The organism is Amycolatopsis sp. NPDC051128 (genome assembly GCF_040682715.1).
Taxonomy (GTDB): Bacteria; Actinomycetota; Actinomycetes; order Mycobacteriales; family Pseudonocardiaceae; genus Amycolatopsis.
Genome location: NZ_JBFBBN010000030.1, coordinates 1 through 20,805 on the forward strand (window position 1 = coordinate 1; position 20,805 = coordinate 20,805).

General features: G+C 71.0%; 18 protein-coding genes and 1 riboswitch. Of the genes, 9 read left to right on the top strand and 9 right to left on the bottom strand.

What is annotated here, in order from left to right:
• Window positions 1-109: 109 nt before the first annotated feature.
• The 5 genes from AB0M82_RS27185 to metG all read right to left on the bottom strand — a co-directional run bounded on the left by AB0M82_RS27185 (window position 110) and on the right by metG (window position 6,997).
• The gene (locus AB0M82_RS27185) at window positions 110-1,123 is read right to left on the bottom strand and encodes an ATP-binding cassette domain-containing protein (protein WP_364727365.1); all 1,014 of its coding nucleotides are present in this window, start codon (window positions 1,121-1,123) and stop codon (window positions 110-112) included.
• A gap of 211 nt (window positions 1,124-1,334) precedes the next feature.
• Window positions 1,335-1,425, bottom strand: a riboswitch (SAM riboswitch).
• 134 nt (window positions 1,426-1,559) lie between these two features.
• Window positions 1,560-2,399, bottom strand: a complete 840-nt coding sequence (gene rsmA, locus AB0M82_RS27190; protein WP_364727368.1) for a 16S rRNA (adenine(1518)-N(6)/adenine(1519)-N(6))-dimethyltransferase RsmA — start codon at window positions 2,397-2,399, stop codon at window positions 1,560-1,562.
• 240 nt (window positions 2,400-2,639) lie between these two features.
• Window positions 2,640-4,067, bottom strand: coding sequence for a transglycosylase family protein (locus AB0M82_RS27195; protein WP_364727371.1), 1,428 nt, complete (start codon window positions 4,065-4,067; stop codon window positions 2,640-2,642).
• A gap of 287 nt (window positions 4,068-4,354) precedes the next feature.
• Window positions 4,355-5,191, bottom strand: coding sequence for a TatD family hydrolase (locus AB0M82_RS27200; RefSeq protein WP_364727373.1), 837 nt, complete (start codon window positions 5,189-5,191; stop codon window positions 4,355-4,357).
• Between the two features lie 9 nt (window positions 5,192-5,200).
• Window positions 5,201-6,997, bottom strand: a complete 1,797-nt coding sequence (gene metG, locus AB0M82_RS27205; protein ID WP_364727376.1) for a methionine--tRNA ligase — start codon at window positions 6,995-6,997, stop codon at window positions 5,201-5,203.
• A gap of 52 nt (window positions 6,998-7,049) precedes the next feature.
• On the opposite strand from metG, the gene AB0M82_RS27210 reads away from it, so the two are divergent.
• From AB0M82_RS27210 to AB0M82_RS27230, 5 genes are all read left to right on the top strand, one after another.
• On the top strand, window positions 7,050-7,646 hold the full coding sequence (locus AB0M82_RS27210; RefSeq protein ID WP_364727379.1) for a PadR family transcriptional regulator: 597 nt from the start codon (window positions 7,050-7,052) through the stop codon (window positions 7,644-7,646).
• An 80-nt stretch (window positions 7,647-7,726) separates the two neighbouring features.
• The gene (locus AB0M82_RS27215) at window positions 7,727-8,704 is read left to right on the top strand and encodes an ATP-binding cassette domain-containing protein (protein ID WP_364727381.1); all 978 of its coding nucleotides are present in this window, start codon (window positions 7,727-7,729) and stop codon (window positions 8,702-8,704) included.
• On the top strand, window positions 8,694-9,458 hold the full coding sequence (locus AB0M82_RS27220) for an ABC transporter permease (protein WP_364727384.1): 765 nt from the start codon (window positions 8,694-8,696) through the stop codon (window positions 9,456-9,458). Before AB0M82_RS27215 ends, AB0M82_RS27220 begins: the two co-directional genes overlap by 11 nt.
• 92 nt (window positions 9,459-9,550) lie before the next feature.
• Window positions 9,551-10,165 (top strand): GH25 family lysozyme, encoded by a 615-nt coding sequence (locus AB0M82_RS27225; RefSeq protein ID WP_364727386.1) that lies wholly within the window; start codon window positions 9,551-9,553, stop codon window positions 10,163-10,165.
• Window positions 10,166-10,184: 19 nt separating this feature from the next.
• Window positions 10,185-11,450, top strand: a complete 1,266-nt coding sequence (locus AB0M82_RS27230; protein WP_364727389.1) for an aminodeoxychorismate synthase component I — start codon at window positions 10,185-10,187, stop codon at window positions 11,448-11,450.
• Here AB0M82_RS27230 and AB0M82_RS27235 read toward each other — a convergent pair.
• Window positions 11,427-12,383 carry a zinc-binding dehydrogenase gene (locus AB0M82_RS27235; protein WP_364727392.1) on the bottom strand — a complete coding sequence of 319 codons (957 nt, stop codon included), beginning with the start codon at window positions 12,381-12,383 and terminating at the stop codon, window positions 11,427-11,429. The two genes, AB0M82_RS27230 and AB0M82_RS27235, sit on opposite strands and share 24 nt — an antisense overlap.
• 48 nt (window positions 12,384-12,431) lie before the next feature.
• On the opposite strand from AB0M82_RS27235, the gene AB0M82_RS27240 reads away from it, so the two are divergent.
• Window positions 12,432-12,965, top strand: a complete 534-nt coding sequence (locus AB0M82_RS27240) for a QsdR family transcriptional regulator (RefSeq protein ID WP_364727395.1) — start codon at window positions 12,432-12,434, stop codon at window positions 12,963-12,965.
• On the opposite strand, the gene rsmI is transcribed toward AB0M82_RS27240, so the two are convergent.
• Window positions 12,958-13,794 (bottom strand): 16S rRNA (cytidine(1402)-2'-O)-methyltransferase, encoded by an 837-nt coding sequence (gene rsmI / locus AB0M82_RS27245; protein ID WP_364727613.1) that lies wholly within the window; start codon window positions 13,792-13,794, stop codon window positions 12,958-12,960. The genes AB0M82_RS27240 and rsmI overlap by 8 nt on opposite strands.
• Before the next feature lie 79 nt (window positions 13,795-13,873).
• Here rsmI and AB0M82_RS27250 point away from each other — a divergent pair, with 79 nt between their 5' ends.
• Window positions 13,874-15,442, top strand: coding sequence for a phospholipid carrier-dependent glycosyltransferase (locus tag AB0M82_RS27250; protein ID WP_364727398.1), 1,569 nt, complete (start codon window positions 13,874-13,876; stop codon window positions 15,440-15,442).
• A 1-nt stretch (window position 15,443) separates the two neighbouring features.
• On the opposite strand, the gene AB0M82_RS27255 is transcribed toward AB0M82_RS27250, so the two are convergent.
• Window positions 15,444-16,157, bottom strand: a complete 714-nt coding sequence (locus AB0M82_RS27255) for a helix-turn-helix transcriptional regulator (protein WP_364727616.1) — start codon at window positions 16,155-16,157, stop codon at window positions 15,444-15,446.
• Window positions 16,158-16,239: 82 nt separating this feature from the next.
• Here AB0M82_RS27255 and AB0M82_RS27260 point away from each other — a divergent pair, with 82 nt between their 5' ends.
• Window positions 16,240-16,809, top strand: coding sequence for a class I SAM-dependent methyltransferase (locus AB0M82_RS27260; RefSeq protein WP_364727400.1), 570 nt, complete (start codon window positions 16,240-16,242; stop codon window positions 16,807-16,809).
• A 129-nt stretch (window positions 16,810-16,938) separates the two neighbouring features.
• Here the strand turns inward: AB0M82_RS27260 and AB0M82_RS27265 are convergent, their stop codons facing one another.
• Window positions 16,939-18,678 (bottom strand): serine/threonine-protein kinase, encoded by a 1,740-nt coding sequence (locus AB0M82_RS27265; RefSeq protein ID WP_364727402.1) that lies wholly within the window; start codon window positions 18,676-18,678, stop codon window positions 16,939-16,941.
• A gap of 184 nt (window positions 18,679-18,862) precedes the next feature.
• Here AB0M82_RS27265 and AB0M82_RS27270 point away from each other — a divergent pair, with 184 nt between their 5' ends.
• A complete protein-coding gene (locus AB0M82_RS27270; RefSeq protein WP_364727404.1) occupies window positions 18,863-20,737 on the top strand; it encodes a propionyl-CoA synthetase in 1,875 nt (624 codons plus the stop codon).
• Window positions 20,738-20,805: the final 68 nt, after the last annotated feature.

The following is a 20,805-nucleotide window of genomic DNA, read 5'->3' on the forward strand; positions in this document are numbered from 1 at the left end:
GCCAGCGCGTCGCCGCTGTGGTGTCCTTCGGGGTGAGTCCCCCCCGCACCGCCACATTGGGTGCGTTGGACGCAACCAACGCCACATTGGGGCGCTTGGGACGTGCGTGTCAGGCCGCCGCGATGCCCTGCGGGCCGCGGGCGGTGTGCGTGACGTGACCGCCGCGCTCGGCGACCCACGCCAGCGCCGCGTCGGCCCGCTCGCCGCGGACGCCGAGGCGGAACCGGCCGACCGGGGTGTCGCCAATCCGGGTCAGGCCGCCGCCGATGGTGGCGAACTCGACGTCGAAGCGGCCGGCGGCCTCGGGCAGCAGCGCGCCGACCGACGCGAAGCCGACCAGCACGACGTCGGCCGAGCGGTCGTAGCGCGCCGCCTGCGCGCGGGAGGTCTCGATCGCCGGCAGCAGCGCCTGCGCGGTGCGGCTGCTGGGGTCCGAGATCAGGTCGAGCACCGTGCCGCGCTCGACGACCGTGCCGTCTTCGAGCACCGCGACGTCGTCGCAGACCCGGCGGACCACGCCCGCGTCCGGCGTCGTGAGCACGACGGTGACACCCAGCTCGGAGCGTGCCCGGTCGAGGACGGTCAGCACCGCGCCGGCCTCCTCCGGGTCGACGCCGGCGGTCGGGTCGTCGGCGAGCAGCACCGCGGGGCCCGCGGCCAGCGCCTTCGCCACCGCGACGCGGCGGAGCTGACCGGCGGTGAGCTCGCCGGGACGCTGTGCGGCGCGCGGCGTCAGGCCCACGAGGTCGAGCAGCGAGCCGACCCGGCTGCGGCGCTGCGGGCCGTCGACGCCGAGCTGCTCGAGCGGGGAGGCGATGTTGCCGGCGATGGTGCGCTCGGCGATCAGCTCCGGCTTCGTGGAAACGACACCCAGTTGACGGCGGATTTCGCGGAGCCGGCGGCCGTCGAGAGTGCCGGTGTTGAGGCCGTCGAGCCGGACGACGCCGCGGTCGGGGCGCTCCTGCAGCGCGATGCACCGGGCGAGGACGGACTTGCCGGAGCCGGCCGGGCCGACCACGCCGAACAGCGAGCCGGCCTGGACGTCGACGCTCACGTCGTGCAGCGCGACGACCGGATTTCCGTTGAGGGCAAAGGACTTGGACAGATTTTCGACGGTGATCACGAAGGCTCCAGAAAACAGGGCGACGCCACACGTGGGCGCGCCCGGCCGCAAGCGAATGTCCGTCCGCTATGGACGGTGCGTGAAGAAGGGTGGGACGGCTCGGACTAGCTCAACGGGAGCGTCGACATGCGGTCACGGAGCGGCGGCCTTCGTCGACAACGCGACGCCTGGTCAGCAGCAGGGGGCGAGCTACCCTCTTCATCGAACACGGCCTCCATCGGTCCTGGCGGTAGCACCTGCCCTGTGGAGGGTGGTTGCTGCGACTTCGGCGAGCCAGGTCTCTCAGTCGCTCGGGATGGACGTACTGAGTAAAACCGATCCCGAGGAGCGAAAGCAAGCCTGTCGGCCCAGATCACACGACTGGCGGTGTCCGAATCGCGGGATCGAGCGCGACGAGGGGTATTTTCGCCGCCTCCACTGTGGAGATACCGCGGGGCTAACGCGCGGCGGCGAGCCGGGCGAAGGCGTGCACGTCGAGCTGCTCGCCGCGGGTTTTGGGGTCGATCCCGGCGGCCGCGAGCAGCTCCCCGGCGCGCTCGGCCGAGCCGGCCCAGCCCGCGAGCGCGGCGCGGAGCGTCTTCCTGCGTTGTGAGAAGGCGGCGTCCACCAGCCCGAAGAGCCGCTCCCGGTCCTCGGACGCCGGCACGTCGCCGCGTTCGAAGGCGACGAGCGCGGAATCGACGTTCGGCACCGGCCAGAACACCGAGCGCGGCACGGCGGCGACCTTCCGCGCGCTGCCGTACCAGGCGAGCTTGACGCTCGGCACGCCGTAGATCCGGCTGCCCGGCCCGGCGGCCATCCGATCGGCGACCTCGGTCTGGACCATGACGAGGCCGCGGCGCAACGACGGCAGCTCGGCCAGCAGGTGCAGCACCACCGGCACGGCGACGTTGTACGGCAGGTTGGCGACGAGGGTGGTCGGCTCGGCGGGCAGGTCCTTCGCGGTGATGCGCAGTGCGTCGGCCCCGACGACGGTCAGCCGTCCGGCCGCCTCGGCTCCCCGCTCGTCGACGGTCTTCGGCAGCCGTTCGGCGAGCACCGGATCGATCTCGACGGCCACGACGCGCGCCTCGGTGGCGAGCAGCCCCAGCGTCAGCGACCCGAGCCCGGGCCCGACCTCGAGGACGACGTCGTCCCGGCCGACCCTGGCGAGCTCGACGATCCGGCGGACGGTGTTGGGATCGTGCACGAAGTTCTGTCCGAGCTTCTTGGTCGGCCGCACGTCCAGCTCGGCCGCCAGCCCGCGGATTTCGGCAGGTCCCAACAGTTCAACCACCGGACGAGCCTACCCAGGGGGTCGGCCGACGCACCTGGACGGTCGGTTCACGTACCCAGAGGGTCGGCTCGCGTACCCAGAGGGTCGGCTCACGTGCTCCTGGCCGGAACTCGCGTGATCAGGGCCGGAACTCGCGTGATTGAAGGCGGAACTCGCGTGATTGGCGGGGCATCTCGCGTGATTGAGGGGGCGCACGCGAAACGGCCCCCGCCGGAGGCGGGGGCCGTTTCGAAAGAGGCGTCAGGCCCTCTTGCCGCAGACCGGCCAGGCGCTGTAGCCGCCGCGGGCGTCGCGGACCTTCTCCGCGATCGCGATCTGCTGGGCCTTGGTGGCCTGGTGCGGGTAAGCCGCGTACTGGTCGCCGCCGTAGGCGTCCCACGTGCGCTTGTCGAACTGGAGGCCGCCGTAGTAGCCGTTGCCGTTGTTGATGGCCCAGTTGCCGGTCGACTCGCACTGCGCGATGCGGTCCCACACCGAGGTGTCGCCGATCGCCGGCTCGGCGGGCTTCTTGGAGCCGACGTGGATGATCTTCGGCTTCGCCGCCGTGAGGACCTGCTCGGAGACGCTCTCGCGGGCGACCTCTTTGCCGTTCTTCTGCGTGACCTTGTAGGTCACCATCTTCTCGCCGGGCGTGCCGGGGTCCTCGACCTTGGTCTTGCCCTTTTCGAGGTCCGGGTCGTCGACGCGCTGCTCGGGCGGGGCGATGGTCTCCTTCTGGTTGACCATCGAGACGCCGGTGCGGCTGATGTGAACCTCGGCACCGTCGGTCAGCTTGACGTCCAGACCGCCCTCGGCCGCGTCCTCCGGGCCCAGGGTGAGCTTGTACTCGCCCAGGAACTCCTTCGTGGTGAGCGCGGTCGTGGTGACCTTCTTCGGCCCGTTCGCGCCGTCGAAGAGCGTGATGTTCTTGAGGGTCTTGATCTCGACGGTGGCGCCCTGCAGGGGCAGCTCGCCGTCCTTCGGCATCGACATCCACGTGCCGGCCTTCTCGACATCGGTCATGCCGAGCTGGCTGAGCGCGTCGCCGAGGTGGGTCGCGCGCACCCAGGAGGTGCGCTCGGCGCCGTCGACGATCAGCTTCAGCTGTCGGCCGCGCTCGAGCTTGATGACGCCGCCGTCGCCGACCTCGGCCTGCGGGGACGGCGAGAGCGAGTCGTGCTCACCGACGGACAGGCCCGCGTCCTCGAGCACCTCGCCGACGGTGTCGCCGAACGAGTGCACGGTCTGCTGGTGGCCGTCGACGTCGACGGTGACGCTCTTGTTCATCGCCAGCGCGGCCGCGCCGCCACCGGCGACGCTGATCATCACGCTGAGGACGGCGCCCTTGAGGAACCGGCGCTTCCAGACCTTGGTGGTCTGGCGGAGCCCCTCGTCCAGCGCGGCCCGCTTGGCCTGCGGCGACGTCGTGCGGTCCGCGTCGAACCCGTCCGGGATGACGATCGGCGGCAGGTACGTGGTCTCGGCGTTGATGAGGCGGATCAGCTCGTCGACATCGACGTCGATCTCGGCCATCATCGCTTCGGCGTCGGGGCCGAGCGCGGCGAGAATGTCCTGCTGCGTGATGTTCGGGTCATCCGAGAAGTCGAGCTGGCCGTACGCGGTTTCTTCGTAATATTCACGGTCGAGTACGGCCGCGGAGCGCGCTCCAGCCTGTCTGCTACCTGTCACCGCTGTCGTTCCCTTTCCCAAGACGCCGTTCGGGGCGGCGTCTTTACGTCTGGGCCCGCAGTCGGCGCCATCGTCACGGCTCCGGTCGTACCTACCCGGTTCCGCTTCCCCGACGTGCACTGACGTGACTGTGGGCGTAACAGTCGGCAACTGCAGTGTGCAGTACCGACCGGCACGATCACGGGACAGTAACGGGTCCCGGCGGGTTACGCAAACACCCCTCGGAGCGTCGTGACCTGGGTCACGCACCAAGTGGCGGAGCGCGGAACCCTGATGTAGCAATGCGTTCAACCCTGGGTAACGCTCGGCAGCCGGTAGACCCGCTCGGCGGTGGTCCGGACCGATTCGGCGACTTCGTGCACAGCTTCGCCCCTGAGGGCCGCGAGGTGACGGACGGTGTAGGCCGCGCCGTACGGCTCGTTCGGCCGCCCACGGAACGGGTGGGGGGTCAGAAACGGCGCGTCCGTCTCGACGAGGTACTGCCCCGGCGGACAGAGCCGCGCCGCCTCGTGGAGGCCCTTCGCGTTTTTGAACGTCACGGTGCCCGCGAAGGAAAGGACATATCCCGCACCGACGCACGTGCGGGCCATTTCGGCGTCCCCGGAAAAACAATGGAAAATTACGGCATTCGGCGCACCCTCTTCGGCCAGGATGCGCAGCACGTCCTCGTGGGCGTCGCGGTCGTGGATCATCAGCGGCTTGTCCAGCCGCTTCGCCAGGTCGATGTGCCAGCGGAACGCCTCCTGCTGGGCGTCGTGCGGCGAGTAGTCCCAGTAGTAGTCGAGGCCGGTCTCCCCGACCGCGACGACGCGCTCCTGCCCCGCCAGGCGCTCCACTTCGGCCTTCTCGGCGTCGCCGAACTCCTTGGTCCGCGTCGGGTGGATCGCGACCGCGGCGAACACGCGCGGGTCCCAGGTGGCCGCCTCCGCGGCCCAGCGGGCCGAGGCGAGGTCGTCCGCCACCGTGACGACGCGCGCGACGCCGGCGCGCTCGGCGCGATCGACCACAGCCTTGACATCGGCCGCGGTGATCGCGCCGCACGCGTCGAGATGGGTGTGCGCGTCCACCACCGCCACCGGGAGCCGGTCCGGGACCGGCGGCAGCTCGCGCTTCTCGTCACCCATGCATACCTCTTACTCCTTGACGATCGGTGCCCACTCCGGACCGGTCTCGCCCAGCTCGGGGTCGAGCTTGGCGAACAGCGGCGACGGCTTGGCGAGCGGCTTGCCGACCTCGATCGGCGTCGACTCCCACTTCGCCTGCTCGGCCGCGTAGTCGCCGGTGAGGATCGGGTTGACCCGGCCGGCGATGTCGAGGTCCTCGACCTCCTTGAGCTCCGGCTGGGCGGCCCAGACGCCGGTGCCGCCGAGGGCCTCGTGCACCTTCTGCGCCGAGTGCGGCAGGAACGGCGTCAGCAGCGTGTTGGCGTCGCTCACCACCTGCAGCGCGGTGTGCAGCACGGTGTCGCGGCGCGTCGGGTCGTCCTTCAGCTTCCACGGCTCCTGGTCGGAGATGTACTTGTTCGCCGCGGTGACGACCTTCATCGCCTCGCTCGCCGCCAGCTTGAACCGGGACCGGGCCAGGTGCGCGCCGGCGGTGTCGAAAGCCTTGCGCGACAGCGCCTTCAGCTCCTCGTCGGCCGCCGTGGGGGCTTCCGGACGCGGGATGGCGCCGACGTTCTTGTGCGCCATCGAGATGGACCGGTTGACCAGGTTGCCCCACTCGTTGGCCAGCTCGAAGTTGGTCCGGCGGACGAACTCGTCCCAGGTGAAGTCGGTGTCCTGGGTCTCCGGGCCGGCGACCGAGATGAAGTACCGCAGCGTGTCCGGGCCGAAGTCGCGCAGGAAGTCCTCGACGTAGATCACGCGCCCGCGCGAGGTCGAGAACTTCGAGCCGCTCATGGTGAGGAACTCGCTGGAGACGATCTCGTCCGGCAGGTGCAGCCCGCCGAACTTGCCGGGCTCGCCCCCCTTGTCGCCCTCGCCGTTGTGCCCGAACAGCAGCGCCGGCCAGATCTGGGCGTGGAAGGTGATGTTGTCCTTGCCCATGAAGTAGTACGACCGGGCGTCGGCGTTGTTCCACCACTCCTGCCACGCATCCGGGTTCCCGGACCGGCGGGCCCACTCGACGCTGGCCGAGAAGTACCCGATCACCGCGTCGAACCAGACGTAGAACCGCTTCATCGGCTGGTCGCTCCAGCCGTCGAGGGGGATCTTGACGCCCCAGTCGAGGTCGCGCGTGATCGGCCGCGGCCGCATGTCGTCGATCAGGTTCTTGGTGAAGTTGAGGACGTTGGGCCGCCAGTCGGTCTTGGTGCCCAGCCAGTCGCCGAGGGTCTTGGTGAACGCCGGCAGGTCGAGGAAGTAGTGCTCGGTCTCGACGAACTTCGGCGTCTCGCCGTTGATCCGCGACTTCGGGTTGATCAGCTCCGCGGCGTCGAGCTGGTTGCCGCAGTTGTCGCACTGGTCGCCGCGCGCGCCGTCGTACCCGCAGATCGGGCAGGTGCCCTCGACGTAGCGGTCGGGCAGCGTGCGGCCCGTGGACGGGCTGATCGCGCCGCGCGTGGTCTTCGGCACGACGTAGCCGTTGCGGTGCAGCGCCAGGAAGATCTGCTGCGTCACCTCGGCGTGGTTGCCGGTCGTGGTACGGGTGAACAGGTCGTAGGACAGTCCAAGGCCCTGCAGGTCGTTGCCGATCTGGCGGGTGTACTTGTCCGCCGTCTGCTGCGGGGTGGAGTTCTCCTTGTCCGCCTGGACGGTGATCGGGGTCCCGTGTTCGTCGGTCCCGGAGATCATGAGCACCCGGTTGCCGGCCATTCGCTGGTAGCGGGAGAAGACGTCGGAGGGGACGCCGAATCCGGACACGTGGCCGATGTGGCGGGGGCCGTTGGCGTAGGGCCAGGCCACCGCGGTCAACACAGGGGTGCTCATACCTTATTAGCCTACGGAGGGCGTCACGCGCTTTGACGGGAGGGAGGTCCAGTTGTCGGCGACACGGTTGCTCGTGCTCGGGGTGGTGCGGATGTTCGGCCGCGCGCACGGTTACCAGGTGCGGCGCGAGCTGCTGACCTGGTCGGCGGACAAGTGGGCCAACGTCCAGCCCGGATCGATCTACCACGCGCTGAAGAAGATGGCCGCCGAAGAGCTGCTGGAGCTGGTGGACGTCGAGCCCGGCGAGGGCGGTCCGGACCGGACCGCCTACCGGCTCACCGACGTCGGCGAGCACGAGTACCAGGTGCTGATCGCGAAGGCGCTGTCCGATCCCCAGCTCAACCACCCCGATCTGTCGGCCGCGATCTCCTTGATGACCACGCTGCCTCGCGCCCGCGTGATCAACCTGCTCCGCCAGCGGCTGGTGCACCTGGAGGCCGAGCAGCGGCAGGCGAAGCTGATGGCGGAAGAGCTGAAGGCCCACATGGAGCTGGGCACCCCCGAGCACGTGAGTGAGCTGTACCGGCTGTGGGGCGGGATCACCGACGCGAGCCTCGCCTGGCTCGAAGGCCTGGTCGCCCGGCTCGAAGCGGGCGAATACGTGATGGCCGACGACACCGGCGCCGCCGGGGAACCCCCGGCCCGGTAATCAAGTTTGACTAGCGCATGCTCCTCGGGCACAGTGTGTGGTTCAACTAGTCAAGATTGAATACTTGAGAGGGGTTCTCCATGATCAGGGCACGCGGTCTCGAGCGGCGGTTCCGCCGCAAGGGCCGCAACGGGGGCGAAGTACACGCGGTGAAGGGCGTCGACCTCGACGTCGAAGCGGGCGAGCTGGTCGGCTTCCTCGGGCCGAACGGGGCCGGGAAGACGACCACCCTGCGCATGCTGACCACGCTGCTGAAGCCGACCGCGGGCACCGCGACCGTCGGCGGCTGCGACCTGCTCGCCGACCCGCTGGGGGTGCGCGAGCGGATCGGCTACGTCGCGCAGGGCGGCGGCACCGCGCCGGAGAGCAAGGTCGCCGACGAACTCGAACTGCAGGGCAGGCTCTACCGGATGAGCAAGGCCGACGCGATCGCGCGCGGCGCCGACCTCATCGAGCAACTCGACCTGACCGGACTGGACCAGCGGCTGACCAAGACCCTCTCCGGCGGGCAGCGGCGCCGGCTCGACATCGCGCTCGGGCTGATCCACTCGCCGGGGCTGGTGTTCCTCGACGAGCCGTCGACCGGGCTCGACCCGCAGAGCCGCGCCAACCTGTGGAACCACATCCGCCGGCTGCGCGCCGAACAGGGCGTCACGGTCTTCCTCACGACCCATTACCTCGACGAGGCGGACGCGCTGTCGGACCGGCTGATCGTGATCGACGACGGCCGGATCGTCGCCGAAGGCACGCCGGACGCGCTGAAGGCGCGGGTCAGCGGCGACCGCGTCGAGGTGGGCGTCGCCCCGGAACAGGGCGCGGACGCCGCGGAGATCGCCGGGCGGCAGGAGGGCGCGCACGAGCTCTCGGTGGCCGGCGGGACGATCCGGTTCCGCGTGCCGCGCGGCGACGTCGCGCTGCCGAACCTGCTGCGCGCGCTGGACGCCAAGGACATCGCGATGCTGTCGGTGCAGGTGCACCGGCCGACGCTCGACGACGTCTTCCTGACGCTGACCGGCCGTTCGCTGCGCGAAGCCGAGGAGGCCGGCCGTGCCGCGTGACACCTGGCTGATCTTCCGCCGCGACATGAGGGCGGCGCTGCGCAACCCGACCTGGATCGTGATCGGGATCATGCAGCCGCTGCTGTACCTGTTCCTGTTCGGGCCGCTGATGGTCAAGGCGATGCAGGCCCGGGGCCTGTCCGAAGTGGACGGCTGGATGCTGCTCACCCCGGCGCTCATCGTCCAGCTGGCGCTGTTCGGCAACTCGTTCGTCGGGTTCGGGCTGCTGGCCGAATACCGCTCCGGCGTCGTCGAGCGGTTCCGGGTGACGCCGGTCAGCCGCACGGCGCTGCTGCTGGGCAAGGTGCTGGCCAGCGCGTCGCAGGCCGTCGTGCAGGCACTGCTGATCATCGCGCTGGCGTACCTGGCGTTCGACCTCGACGCGCCGGTGGGCGGGGTGCTGCTGAGCCTGGTGATCGTCTTCCTGCTGGCGGTCTCGCTGGCGTCGTGCTCGTACGCGCTGGCGTTGACGCTGAAGAGCGAGGAGACGTTCCCCGCCCTGCTCAACGCGGTGCTCATCCCCCTGTTGCTGCTCTCCGGGATCCTGCTGCCGATCACGGCGGGCGTCGCGCCGCGGTGGCTGTACACGATTTCCCAGATCAACCCGTTCCGCCACGTGGTCGACGTCGAACGGAACACGTTCCGCGGCGACTTCACGATGGACGCGCTGATCACCGGCAGCGTCGTGGTGCTGGTGATGGCGGTGTTGTCCGTGTGGTGGGGCACCCGGACCTTCCAACGGGAAAGTGCCTGATCAAGAAGGTCTGATCAACGGCGCGTTGGCCACTGCGAGTCCGCTCCTGGCGACGTATGGTGTGCTCTTCACCGACGTGCCAGGGGCGGACTGTGACGGAACCGGACAGCGAACACGGGATCTCGCTGTCCCACCGCGAGCAGGTGACCGACTGGCACGCCGTCCGCGCCGCCGAGACCAGGTTCGTGTCGGTGACGATCAGCGAGAACGTCAACTGGACCAGCTCCGCCGCGGAGCGCAACCTGACCGGCGCGCAGGAAGCCGGGCTGCACGTCGGCGGCCGGCACTACGCCCGCCCCGGCGCGGTGCACGACCAAGCGAACTTCTTCGTGCGGACGGCGAGCCGGCTCGGCGCGTTCGCGCCCGGCTCGCTGGCGCCGGCGCTGGAAGTCGCGGCACCGAGCGTCGACGACCGGTTCATCAAGGCGTGGATCAAGCACGTCCGGCACGCGGCGCGCATCGAGCGGGTGCTGGTCTACGCCGACCACGACTGCTGGGCGCACCGGCTGCACCCCGACCGCTGGGCGGACAGCGAGGTCATGCTGTGGCTGGTCCGGCACAACGGCATCCCCGGGCGGGCCGGCTGGTTCCACTCGCGGCTCGGCGTGCACCAGCACGCGTGCGCGCCCGGCGTGCCGGGCATCGCCGGGCCGGTGGAGCAGAACGCCGTCGTGTACCCGTTCACATTGGGCGACCTTTTGCTGTAGGACCGGCGACAATGTCGCCATGCGCGTGACGAGCAGAGCACTCCGGACGGACGTGACGCCGTCGCGCGCGCTCTCGACGCTGGCTGCGCACGCCCGTTCCCGCGGGCTCCCGCCACCCGCGATGCTCTCCGGCGACTGGTTCGGGGCGCGGGCCGTCATCGCGCCGTCCCTCACGGTGTCGCCCCGGGAGTTTCCCTCTTCCCCGGCGGAGGTCGACGCACCACCGGAGGTGATCGGCGGCGGCTGGTTCGGCTCCCTGTCCTACGACCTGGCCGACCCATCGGGCCGCTCGGGCGCGTTGCCCGCTTCCGCGTGGGGCTGGGCGGACCATGTGCTGCGCTGGTCCGCCTCGGGGACGTGCCACCTGGAGTCGCTGGACGGCGGCGGCCCGTCGGTGTCCACAATGGAGTCCCTGCTGGCCTCGCCCCCCGCGGCCGGGGCGTGGTCGGCCGGGCCGCTCCGGCGTCCGCTGCCCTCGGAACACCGGGACGCGGTGAAGGCGTGCGTCCACGCGATCGAGGCCGGGGAGCTGTTCCAGGCGAACATCTGCTGCCGGTTCACCGGCTCGTTCTCGGGCTCCCCGGTCGCCCTGTTCGCGGCCGGGGTGTCTTCGCTGGCTCCCCGCCGCGCGGCCTTCCTGACCGGCTCGTGGGGATCGGTGGTCTCGTTCTCGCCGGAGCTGTTCCTGGCGCGCCATGGGCGTTCGGTCCGCTCGACGCCGATCAAGGGGACGCTCCCGCGGCGCGGGCCCGCGGACGACGGGAACGCCCGGCTGCTGCGTCAGTCCGCGAAGGACGTCGCGGAGAACGTGATGATCACGGATCTGGTGCGCAACGACCTGGGCCGGGTGTGCGAGGTGGGATCGGTGAAGGTGCCGTCGCTGCTGGAGGTCCGGCCGGCGCCGGGGGTCTGGCACCTGGATTCCACGGTCACCGGAGTGCTGCGCCCCGAGGTTTCCGACGCGGACCTGCTGGCCGCGACCTTCCCGCCCGGCTCGGTGACGGGCGCGCCGAAGATCCGCGCGCTGGACCTCATCGCTTCGCTGGAGCCGTCCGGCCGCGGCCTGTACACGGGCGCGATCGGGCTGCTGTCGCCGGTGGCGGGCCTGGAGCTGAACGTGGCGATCCGGACGTTCGAGATCGCTTCGGGCACGATCGCACTGGGGGTGGGCGGCGGCATCACGGCGGATTCGGACCCGGAGGCGGAGTGGCAGGAGTGCCTCCACAAGGCGGCACCCCTGGAACACCTCCTGGCCGGCCCGCTACTTGGCGGGGTCGAGCAGTAGCTTGCCGACCGTCTTGCGGGAGCGCAGGGCCTCGTGCGCGGCGCGCGCGTCCGACAGCGCGTACTCGCCGCCCTGGATCGCCTTCAGCTTGCCGGCCAGCACGAGGTCGAACAGCTCGGTCAGCGCCGTGCCGAAGACGTTGCCCGGCAGGCGGAACACGTGCGGCAGCCACATGCCGCTGATGGTGGTGCTGTGACCGAGGAGGTTGCGCATTTCGACCGGCTTCGGGTTCTCCCGCCCGGCCATGCCGTAGAAGGCGAGCCGCCCGAACGGCGCGAGGGCGGCGATGCTCTGGTCGGTCGTCGTCCCGCCGACCATGTCGAGCACGACGTCGACGCGGCGGCCGTTGTTCGCCTCGACGAGGGTCGCGGTCATGTCCTCGGCGCGCGAGTCGACGGCGACGTCGGCTCCGAGTTCGAGCGCGAGGGCGCGCTTCTCGTCGCTGCTGGCGGTGGCGATGACGCGGCCGGCGCCCCAGGCCTTGGCGAGCTGGACGGCGATGGTGCCGACCCCGCCGGCGGCGGCGTGCACGACAACCGACTCGCCTGCCTCGAGATGGGCGTTCTTGCGGAGCAGCACCCAGGCGGTGGCGCCCTGGACCAGCATGGACAGCGCGGTCAGGTCGTCGATGCCGTCGGGAACGGGGAAGGTGGTCGCCGCGGGCGCGACGGCCTTTTCGGCGTACCCGCCACCGCCGTTGAGCAGAGCGACGACACGCTTGCCTTCGTGCGTCCCGACCACCTCACCACCGGGGACGAGGGGCAGCTTGCTGGGCGCGAGGTAGCTGTTCTCGGCCTGGTGGGTGTCGGCGTAGTTGACACCGACGCGCTCGACGTCGATGAGGACTTCGCCCGGGCCGGCCACCGGCTCGGGCAGCTCGACCGGCTTGAGCACTTCGGGTCCGCCGAACTCGGTCACCTGCACTGCGCGCATGTCGCGTCCCTCTCGCTCTGGGCTGCTCGATGTGAGACATTCTGACATATGTCTCAGGAGTTCGAGCAGGCGCGCGAGTGGTTCCTGTCCGGCCGTCGCGTGGACATGGGCGAACTGGCGGAGAAGCTGTCGATCAGCCGGGCGACGCTGCACCGCCGCGTCGGCTCACGCGACCGCCTGCTCGGCGAGATCTTGTGGTCGCTGTCGGCGGCTTCGATCGCCCGGTTGCGCCCCGCCTGCGCCGGGCGCGGAGCAGCCGGGATCGCCGACTTCGTCAGCGGGTACGTGCGGTTCGCGAACGAGTCACCGCCGTTCCGTGACTTCCTGCGCCGGGAGCCGGAGCGGGCATTGCGGTTGCTGACGACTCGAGCGAGCGTTTGCCAGCGGCGGACGACCGCGGAGCTGGAGTCACTGCTTTCCGCGGAGGTCGCGGCGGGGCGGCTGGCGCCGCCGTTGCCGGTGCCGGACCTGGCCTACCTGCTGGTGCGGATCGGCGAGTCGTTCGTGTACACGGACGTGATCACCGGGGACGCGCCGGACGCGTCGAAGGCGCACGCCGCCGTGACCGCGCTGCTCACTTGACCCGCGAGGCCAGCACCGCGTCGTAAAGCTCCTTTTTGGACACACCCGTCGCCTCGGCGACCTCCGCCGCCGCATTCTTCAGCCGTTCGCCCGCCGCCACCCGGGAGGACACCTCGTCCACCAGGTCGGCCACCGAGACCGCGCGCGGCTCCGCCCCGGAAAGCACCACCGTGATCTCCCCGCGCACCCCCTCCGAAGCCCACGAAGCCAGCGAGGCCAACGTCCCCCGCTTCACCTCTTCGTACGTCTTCGTCAGCTCCCGGCACACCGCGGCCCTTCGTTCCGGACCGAGCGCCGAAGCCGCGTCGGAAAGCGTCGAGGCCAGCCGGTGCGGGGACTCGAAGAACACCGCCGTCCGCGGCTCGTCGCGCAACGACGAAAGCCACTTCGCGCGCTCGCCCGGCTTCCGGGGCGCGAAACCCTCGAAGCAGAACCGGTCACACGGCAAACCGGACAAAGCGAGCGCCGTCGTCACCGCGGACGGGCCCGGGAGGCAGGTCACCGCCAGATCCTCCGCGACGCACGCCGCCACCAGGCGGAAGCCAGGGTCGGACACGCTGGGCATGCCCGCGTCCGTCACCAGCACCACCGTCTCGCCCGCCCGCAGCGATTCGAGCAACCCGGGCAGGCGCGCCGTCTCGACGTCCTCGTAGAAGCTCACCACCCGGCCGCGCGGGGTCACGCCCAGCGCCGAAGTCAGTGACCGCAGCCGCCGGGTGTCCTCGGCCGCGATGACGTCCGCTTCCGCCAGCGCCTCCGCCAGGCGTGGCGAGGCGTCGCGGACGTCGCCGAGCGGAGTAGCGGCCAGGACCAGACGGCCCGTTGTCACCGGTGAGCTCACCGGGTCAGCCTAGGCTGATCAGCCGATCCGGACGACGCACGCCCTGCCCCGCCCGTAGGATCGCCCCGTGACCGCCGTGCTGACCCGTCCCGACGACGAAAGCGTCCGCCCGGACCCGGTCGAGGCCCTCCGCCCGCCGACCGACCGCGAAATGACCCTGCTCGGCCGCGGCATGCCTGCCGACCGTCTGCGCGGCTGGGTCGTCACGATCGTGCTGACCGTGATCGGCGGCATCGTCCGGCTGCAGAACCTCGGCGTGCCGACCGACAAGGGCAGCCCGGTCTTCGACGAGAAGCACTACGTCCCGCAGGCCTGGCAGGTGCTGCGCAACGGCGGCTACGAGGACAACTACGGCTACGAACTGGTCGTCCACCCGCCGCTGGCGAAGCAGCTGATCGCGATCGGCGAGTGGCTGTTCGGCTACAACGGCTGGGGCTGGCGGATCATGCCCGCGCTGGCCGGCACGCTGATCGTGCTGCTCACCATCCGCATCGCCCGCCGGCTCACCCGCTCGACGCTGCTCGGCGGCATCGCCGGCATCCTGGTGATCAGCGACGGCGTGCTGCACCTGCAGTCGCGCATGGGCATGCTCGACATCTTCATCGCGTTGTTCGTGCTCGCCGCCTTCGCCTGCCTGCTCGTCGACCGCGACCAGGTGCGCGAACGGCTCGCGACGGCGGTCCGCGAAGGCTGGGTGAACGAGTCCGTGTGGGGCCCCAAGCTCGGGTTCCGCTGGTGGCGGTTCGCGACCGGCCTGATGATCGGGCTCACCTTCGGCGTCAAGTGGTCGGCGCTGTACTACATCGTCGCGTTCGGGCTGCTGTGCGTGGGCTTCGACGTCGCGGCGCGGCGCGCGGCCGGCGTCGAACGGCCCTGGCTGGGCACCATCCGCCGGGACGTGCTGCCGGCGCTGTGGGCGATCCTGCTGATCCCGTTCCTGACGTACCTCGCCGCGTACTGGGCGTGGTTCGCCAGCGAAACCGCCACCGACCGGCACTACACCGAGATCAAGGACATCGCGCCCGGCTTCTGGTCGTGGATGCCGCCGGCGCTGCGCTCGCTCGGCGACTACACGGCGAACGTCCTGCACTTCCACGAAACACTGGTCACGCCCAAGGACAGCCCGCACCCGTGGGAGTCGAAGCCGTGGACGTGGCCGATGGGCCTGCGCCCGATGCTCTACAGCTACGAAGGCGAAGTCACCGGCTGCGGCGAGGCCCACTGCATCAGCGCGACGATGCTGGTCGGCACGCCGGCGATGTGGTGGCTCGCGATCCCGATGCTGGGCTGGGCGGCCTGGCGGTCGATCTTCCGCGCGGACTGGCGCTACGCGGCCGTGCTGGTCGGCTACCTCGGCGGGTACGTCTTCTGGTTCACCAACATCGACCGCCAGATGTACTTCTTCTACGCGACGCCGCTGGCCGCGTTCCTGGTGCTCGGGTTGACGTTGTGCCTCGGGCAGATCCTGGGCAGCGCCCGGCGCGGCTTCGAAAGACGCGGGACGGGGCTGCTCGTCGTGTCGCTGTACGTCGGGCTGGTGGTGGCGAACTTCGCCTGGCTGTGGCCGATCCTGAACGGCGTCGCGATCACGAGCGGCCAGTGGGAAGCCGAGCGCTGGCTGCCCTCCTGGCGGTAGTTCACCCGGCGAAGTAGGCGCCCGGCGTGACGCCGACGGCGCGCCGGAACGCCGCGACGAACGCACTGGCCGAGCTGTAGCCCACCCGGTACGCCACCGTCTCCAACGGCGTGCCCTGCGCCAGCGACGGCAGCGACGCACGCAGCCGCACCTGCGTCCGCCACGTCCCGAACGGCATCCGGCACTCCCGGACGAAGATCCGCGCCAGCGTCCGCTCGGCCGCGCCCACCTCGCGGCCGAACTCGGCGAGGCTCCTGGGGTCGGCCGGGTTCGCCAGCAGGGCGGTCTCGACGTCCCTGGCGCGCGGATCGGCCGGGGACGGCACCACGATCGGCACGACGTCGAGGGGTTCGAGCAGATCGAAGGCCACGGCCTCGGCGCGCAGCCGGGCCGCCGGCGCGACGCCGTCGCCGGTCAGGTACTCCAGGAGTTCCCGCAGCAGCGGGCGGACGACGACCACCCGCGGCTCCGGCCAGGACACCGGCGACAACGCGGGCTCGGCGTAGATGGCGCGCAGCGCCGCCCGGCCGAGGGCGCCGGTGCGGTGCTGGACGCCGGCGGGCATCCACAGGGCACGGGTCGGCGGCAGCACCCAGCCCGCGTCGCCCGCCTTCACCGCGACGACGCCCCGCGCCGACCAGACGAGCTGGTGCACCGGATGCTCGTGCCGGGGGAACCAGGTGCCGGCGGGCAGGTCGACTTCGCCGAGCAGCATGGCCCCGGGTTGTCTGTTCAGCGACATCACTTGTCAGGCTATCGTCTGTCGGCCACCCACGCGGCTCCCTACCGTCGAAGGCATGCCGATGAACCTGATCCACCGCAGGATCTGCAGCTCCGCGAAGTGGGCGGACACGATCGACGAACGGCTGACGCCGTGGCTGACCCGGTTCGACCTGGGTGACGACGTGCTCGAAATCGGGCCCGGCTTCGGCGCCACGACGAAGGTGCTGCTCGGCGTCGTCCCGAGGCTGACCGTCCTGGAGATCGATCCCGCGTCGACCCGCCTGCTGCGGGCGAAGTTCGGCGACCGCGCCGAGGTCGTCGAGGGCAGCGGCGCGGAGATGCCCTTCGACTCGGGACGCTTCTCCGCCGTCACCTGCTTCACGATGCTGCACCACGTGCCGACGGCGCGGTTGCAGGACGCGATCTTCGCGGAGGCCGCCCGGGTCCTGCGGCCCGGCGGCACCTACTGCGGCTTCGACGGCCAGCTCAACTTCCGGTTCCGCCTCCTGCACATCGGCGACACGATGAACGTCGTCGACGCGGCCACCCTGCCGGCACGTCTCGAGAAGGCGGGCTTCGAGCAGGTGAAGGTGGAACTCCGGCCGAAGGAGCTGGTGACCTTTTCGGCCGTGAAGCCGGGTTAGCGCGGCGACCGGGAAGGGTCGCCGGGGCGGGGTCGCGCCCAGCCGCTCACGGTCCGACTCAAGCGTCTCGCTCACAAGCCGCGTGCAGGAGCCGCCGGAACCCGGCCACCTTTCGGCCGTGAAGCCGGGTTAGCGGTGAGGCTGGCGAGGCACCACCCGGGTCACCGGGCCGTCCGCGGACTTGCCCGCCCGCGACAGCCAGCCCTCGACCTCGCGGCGCACCGAGTTGAGCGTCGGACGGCGACGCGGCTCCGGGTCCAGTGACGCCGCCAGCAGCCGGGCGTGCGCGCTGCGCTGGGGCAGCCGCGACACCGGTTCGGCGCGGGCGGCGGCCATCAGCGCGGCCATCGGCGTCTCGCGGGTGCCGCGCGGCGGCTGGCCGGACAGCGCGTAGCTGATCGTCGCCGCCAGCTGCCAGGCGTCCGACGCCGGGCTGGCCGTCGCGCCCATCGCCTGCTCCGGGGCAACGAAGTCGGGCGTGCCGATCATCATCCCGGTGGCCGTCATCTTGGAGTCGCCCTGGCTTCGGGCGATGCCGAAGTCGATCAGGTGGGCCAGGCCGCTCGGGTCGACGACGACGTTCGACGGCTTGATGTCGCGGTGCAGGACGCCCTTCTCGTGCGCCGCGGCGAGCGCGCCCGCCATCGTCGCCCACAGCCGGCCGGCCGCGACGTCGTCGAGCGGGCCCTGCCCGTCGACCAGCTCGGCCAGCGGTCGGCCTTCGAGGTACTCCATCACCAGCGCGAGCCCGTCCGGCTCCTCGACCAGGTCGTACACCTTCACGCAGTTCGGGTGGCTGACCACGGCCAGCGCGCGGGCCTCGCGCTGCATGCGCTCGGCGGTGTCGCGGTCCGGCGCGTGCGCGATCTTCAGCGCGACCGTGCGGTTCAGCTGGGTGTCGACGGCCTGCCAGACCGTGCCGAAGCCACCGGCGCCGAGCTGCTTCATCCGGCGGTAGCGGCTGCCACCGGCGTTGCGCGAGCCGGGCGGCGGCGGGACCGGGCCGGGCGCCGCGGCCAGCGCCCCGGCCATCGGGGGCTCCGGGGCCGAGGCCAGTGCCGTCTTCGGGTACGGCTTGTTGACCGGCGGCGGCGGCGGGGGCGGCGGGGTGGGGCGCGGCTGGACCTGCGACGGCGGCGGCCGGTGCGGCTCCGGCTCGCGGTCCGGCGGAGCGTCCGGCCGGTTGATCACCGACCACGGCGGCGGCCCGACCATCGCGACCGGGATCAGGCCCAGCACGCTGAACGGCATGAAGCCCAGCCAGAAGTGGAGCGCGGTGTTCGCCTCCATGCCGACGCTGAACACGAGCATCGCGGCGAACGGGATCCAGAAGAACCGGGACGGCCACTTCGGGCCGCGGCGGAAGGCCGTGCGGCCCTGCAGCATCACGAACAGCAGCGACCCGGCCCCCAGCACGATGAACGCCAGCAGGTACACGAAGAACGGGATGTCACTGCCGTTGCGGGAGAACAGCACGTCGTAGACGGTCTGGCCGCCACCGAGGTACTCCCGCTGGTTGTCCACCCAGCAACCGCCGGGACCGTTCAGCGACGAGAGCTCGGCCGAGGACAGCCCGGTCTTCTTCTTGGCGAACGCCGCCTGGTAGACGCCCGAAACGCCGATGGCCAGCAGCCACGGCAGCACCAGCGTGGTGAACACGCCGATCGCGCCGAAGACCGACAGCGTGGTGACGTCGTACCGGTTGCCGGTGCCCTTCCGGATGATCGACACCGCCAGCGCGCCGATCGGCGGCAGCAGCGCGACGAGCGCGCCGGCCGCACTCGTGGCCCAGACCCATTCGCCGGGGCAGAAGCCCGGGCCGAACAAGGAATGGGCTAGCGAGAGCAACGCGCTCGCGAGTCCGTTCACCGCCGGGCTCCCCTCACTGTCCGTGTTCACTTCGCACCGCCGTGCGGCGTTTTCCCGCAGTCCAGCTTAGGACGCTCGCGCTCCTCGTGAGGTTGCCGGGTCTTTCCGGACCGGAATCCGGCGCGGCCGCCGTGGCCGCGCGATGATGGGAGTCGGTGGGGACGTTCGAGGCTAGGGAGCGGGAATGGGCGCGTATGTGGAAGCCTACCGGCGAAGCCTGGCCGAGCCCGACGCGTTCTGGCTGGCCGCGGCCAGGGCGATCAGCTGGACGAAGCCACCGGAGCGGGCGCTGGACGACGCCCACCCGCCGTTCTACCGGTGGTTCCCCGGCGCGGAGCTGAACACCTCGTACAACGCGCTCGACCGGCACGTCGAGGCCGGCCGCGGCGGTCAGGCCGCGCTGATCTGGGACTCTCCCGTGACCGGACAGCAACGCACCTACACCTATGAGGAGCTCCGGGACACGGTCGCGCGCTTCGCCGGTGCGCTCAGCTCACTGGGAGTCACGAAGGGTGACCGGGTGATCGTGTACCTCCCGATGGTGCCGGAGGCCGCGATCGCGATGCTGGCCTGCGCCCGGATCGGGGCGGTGCACTCGGTCGTGTTCGGCGGGTTCGCGCCGAAGGAGCTCGCCGCGCGGATCGAGGACGCCAAGCCCAAGGTGATCCTGGCGGCGTCCTGCGGCATCGAGCCGACCCGGGTGGTCGAGTACAAGCCGATCATCGAAGCCGCCCTCGACCTGACCGAGCACCAGCCGGACCACGTCGTCGTGCTGCAGCGTGAGCAGGCCCCCGCCGAGCTGGCCAAGAGCGACCTCGACTGGCGCGAGCTGGCGGCGGGCGCCACCCCGGCCGACCCGGTGCCGGTCGCGGCCACCGACCCGCTCTACATCCTCTACACGTCCGGGACGACCGGGAAGCCGAAGGGCGTCGTGCGTGACACCGGCGGCCACGCCGTGGCGCTGGCCTGGTCGATGGACGCGGTCTACGACGTCCACGCCGGCGACGTCTGGTGGACGGCCTCCGACGTCGGCTGGGTCGTCGGGCACTCCTACATCGTCTACGCGCCGCTGCTGGTCGGCGCGACGACGGTGATGTTCGAGGGGAAGCCGGTGGGGACGCCGGACGCGGGCGCGTTCTGGCGGGTCATCGCCGAGCACGGCGTCCAGGCGCTGTTCACCGCGCCGACCGCGCTGCGGGCCATCAAGAAGGTGGACCCGGACGCCCGCGAGCTGGCGAAGTACGACCTCAAGGAGTTCCGGACGCTGTTCATGGCGGGCGAGCGGCTCGACCCGGAGACCTACCACTGGGCGCACGAGAAGCTCGGCACACCGGTGATCGACCACTGGTGGCAGACCGAGACCGGCTGGCCGATCGCCGCCAACCCGCGCGGCCTCGAGCCGATGGCGGTCAAGCCCGGGTCCGCGACCAAGCCCGTCCCCGGCTGGGACGTCCGGATCCTCGACCAGGCGGGCGAGGAACTGCCGGCCGGGCGCGAAGGCGCCATCACGGTGAAGCTGCCGCTGCCGCCGGGGTCGCTGCCGACGCTGTGGGGCGACGACGAGCGGTACCGCGAGGCCTACCTCTCCCGCTACGAGGGCCACTACCTGACCGGCGACTCGGGCTACTTCGACGAAGACGGCTACCTGTTCGTCATGGGCCGCACCGACGACGTCATCAACGTCGCCGGGCACCGGCTGTCCACCGGGTCGATGGAGGCCGTGCTGGCCGCGCACCCGGCGGTCGCGGAGTGCGCCGTGATCGGCGTCGCCGACCAGCTCAAGGGCCAGCTGCCGCGCGGGCTCGTGGTCCTGAAGGCGGGCGCGGACATCCCTCCGGAGCAGCTTCGCGACGAGCTCGTCGCACTCGTGCGCCGGGACATCGGCCCGGTCGCCGCGTTCCGCGACGTGTCCATTGTGGACGCACTGCCGAAGACGCGGTCGGGGAAGATCCTGCGCAAGACCATGCGCGCGATCGCCGAAGGCCGCGACGAGCCGGTCCCCTCGACGATCGAGGACCCCAGCGTCCTGGACGCGATCCGGGCCGCCCTGCGCAGCTGAAGGTTCCGTGAATGTCGCATTGAGGGACTTGAAGTCCCTCAATGCGACATTCACGGACTTCGACGGAG

What these genes read in the sequence shown, in the direction of transcription:
- AB0M82_RS27200 (WP_364727373.1), bottom strand. Translation starts at nt 5,191, where the DNA reads ATGGGTGACGAGAAGCGCGAGCTGCCGCCGGTCCCGGACCGGCTCCCG.
- metG (WP_364727376.1), bottom strand. Translation starts at nt 6,997, where the DNA reads ATGAGCACCCCTGTGTTGACCGCGGTGGCCTGGCCCTACGCCAACGGC.
- AB0M82_RS27215 (WP_364727381.1), top strand. Translation starts at nt 7,727, where the DNA reads ATGATCAGGGCACGCGGTCTCGAGCGGCGGTTCCGCCGCAAGGGCCGC.
- AB0M82_RS27230 (WP_364727389.1), top strand. Translation starts at nt 10,185, where the DNA reads ATGCGCGTGACGAGCAGAGCACTCCGGACGGACGTGACGCCGTCGCGC.
- AB0M82_RS27235 (WP_364727392.1), bottom strand. Translation starts at nt 12,383, where the DNA reads ATGCGCGCAGTGCAGGTGACCGAGTTCGGCGGACCCGAAGTGCTCAAG.
- AB0M82_RS27240 (WP_364727395.1), top strand. Translation starts at nt 12,432, where the DNA reads ATGTCTCAGGAGTTCGAGCAGGCGCGCGAGTGGTTCCTGTCCGGCCGT.
- AB0M82_RS27255 (WP_364727616.1), bottom strand. Translation starts at nt 16,157, where the DNA reads ATGCTGCTCGGCGAAGTCGACCTGCCCGCCGGCACCTGGTTCCCCCGG.
- AB0M82_RS27260 (WP_364727400.1), top strand. Translation starts at nt 16,240, where the DNA reads ATGCCGATGAACCTGATCCACCGCAGGATCTGCAGCTCCGCGAAGTGG.
- AB0M82_RS27270 (WP_364727404.1), top strand. Translation starts at nt 18,863, where the DNA reads ATGGGCGCGTATGTGGAAGCCTACCGGCGAAGCCTGGCCGAGCCCGAC.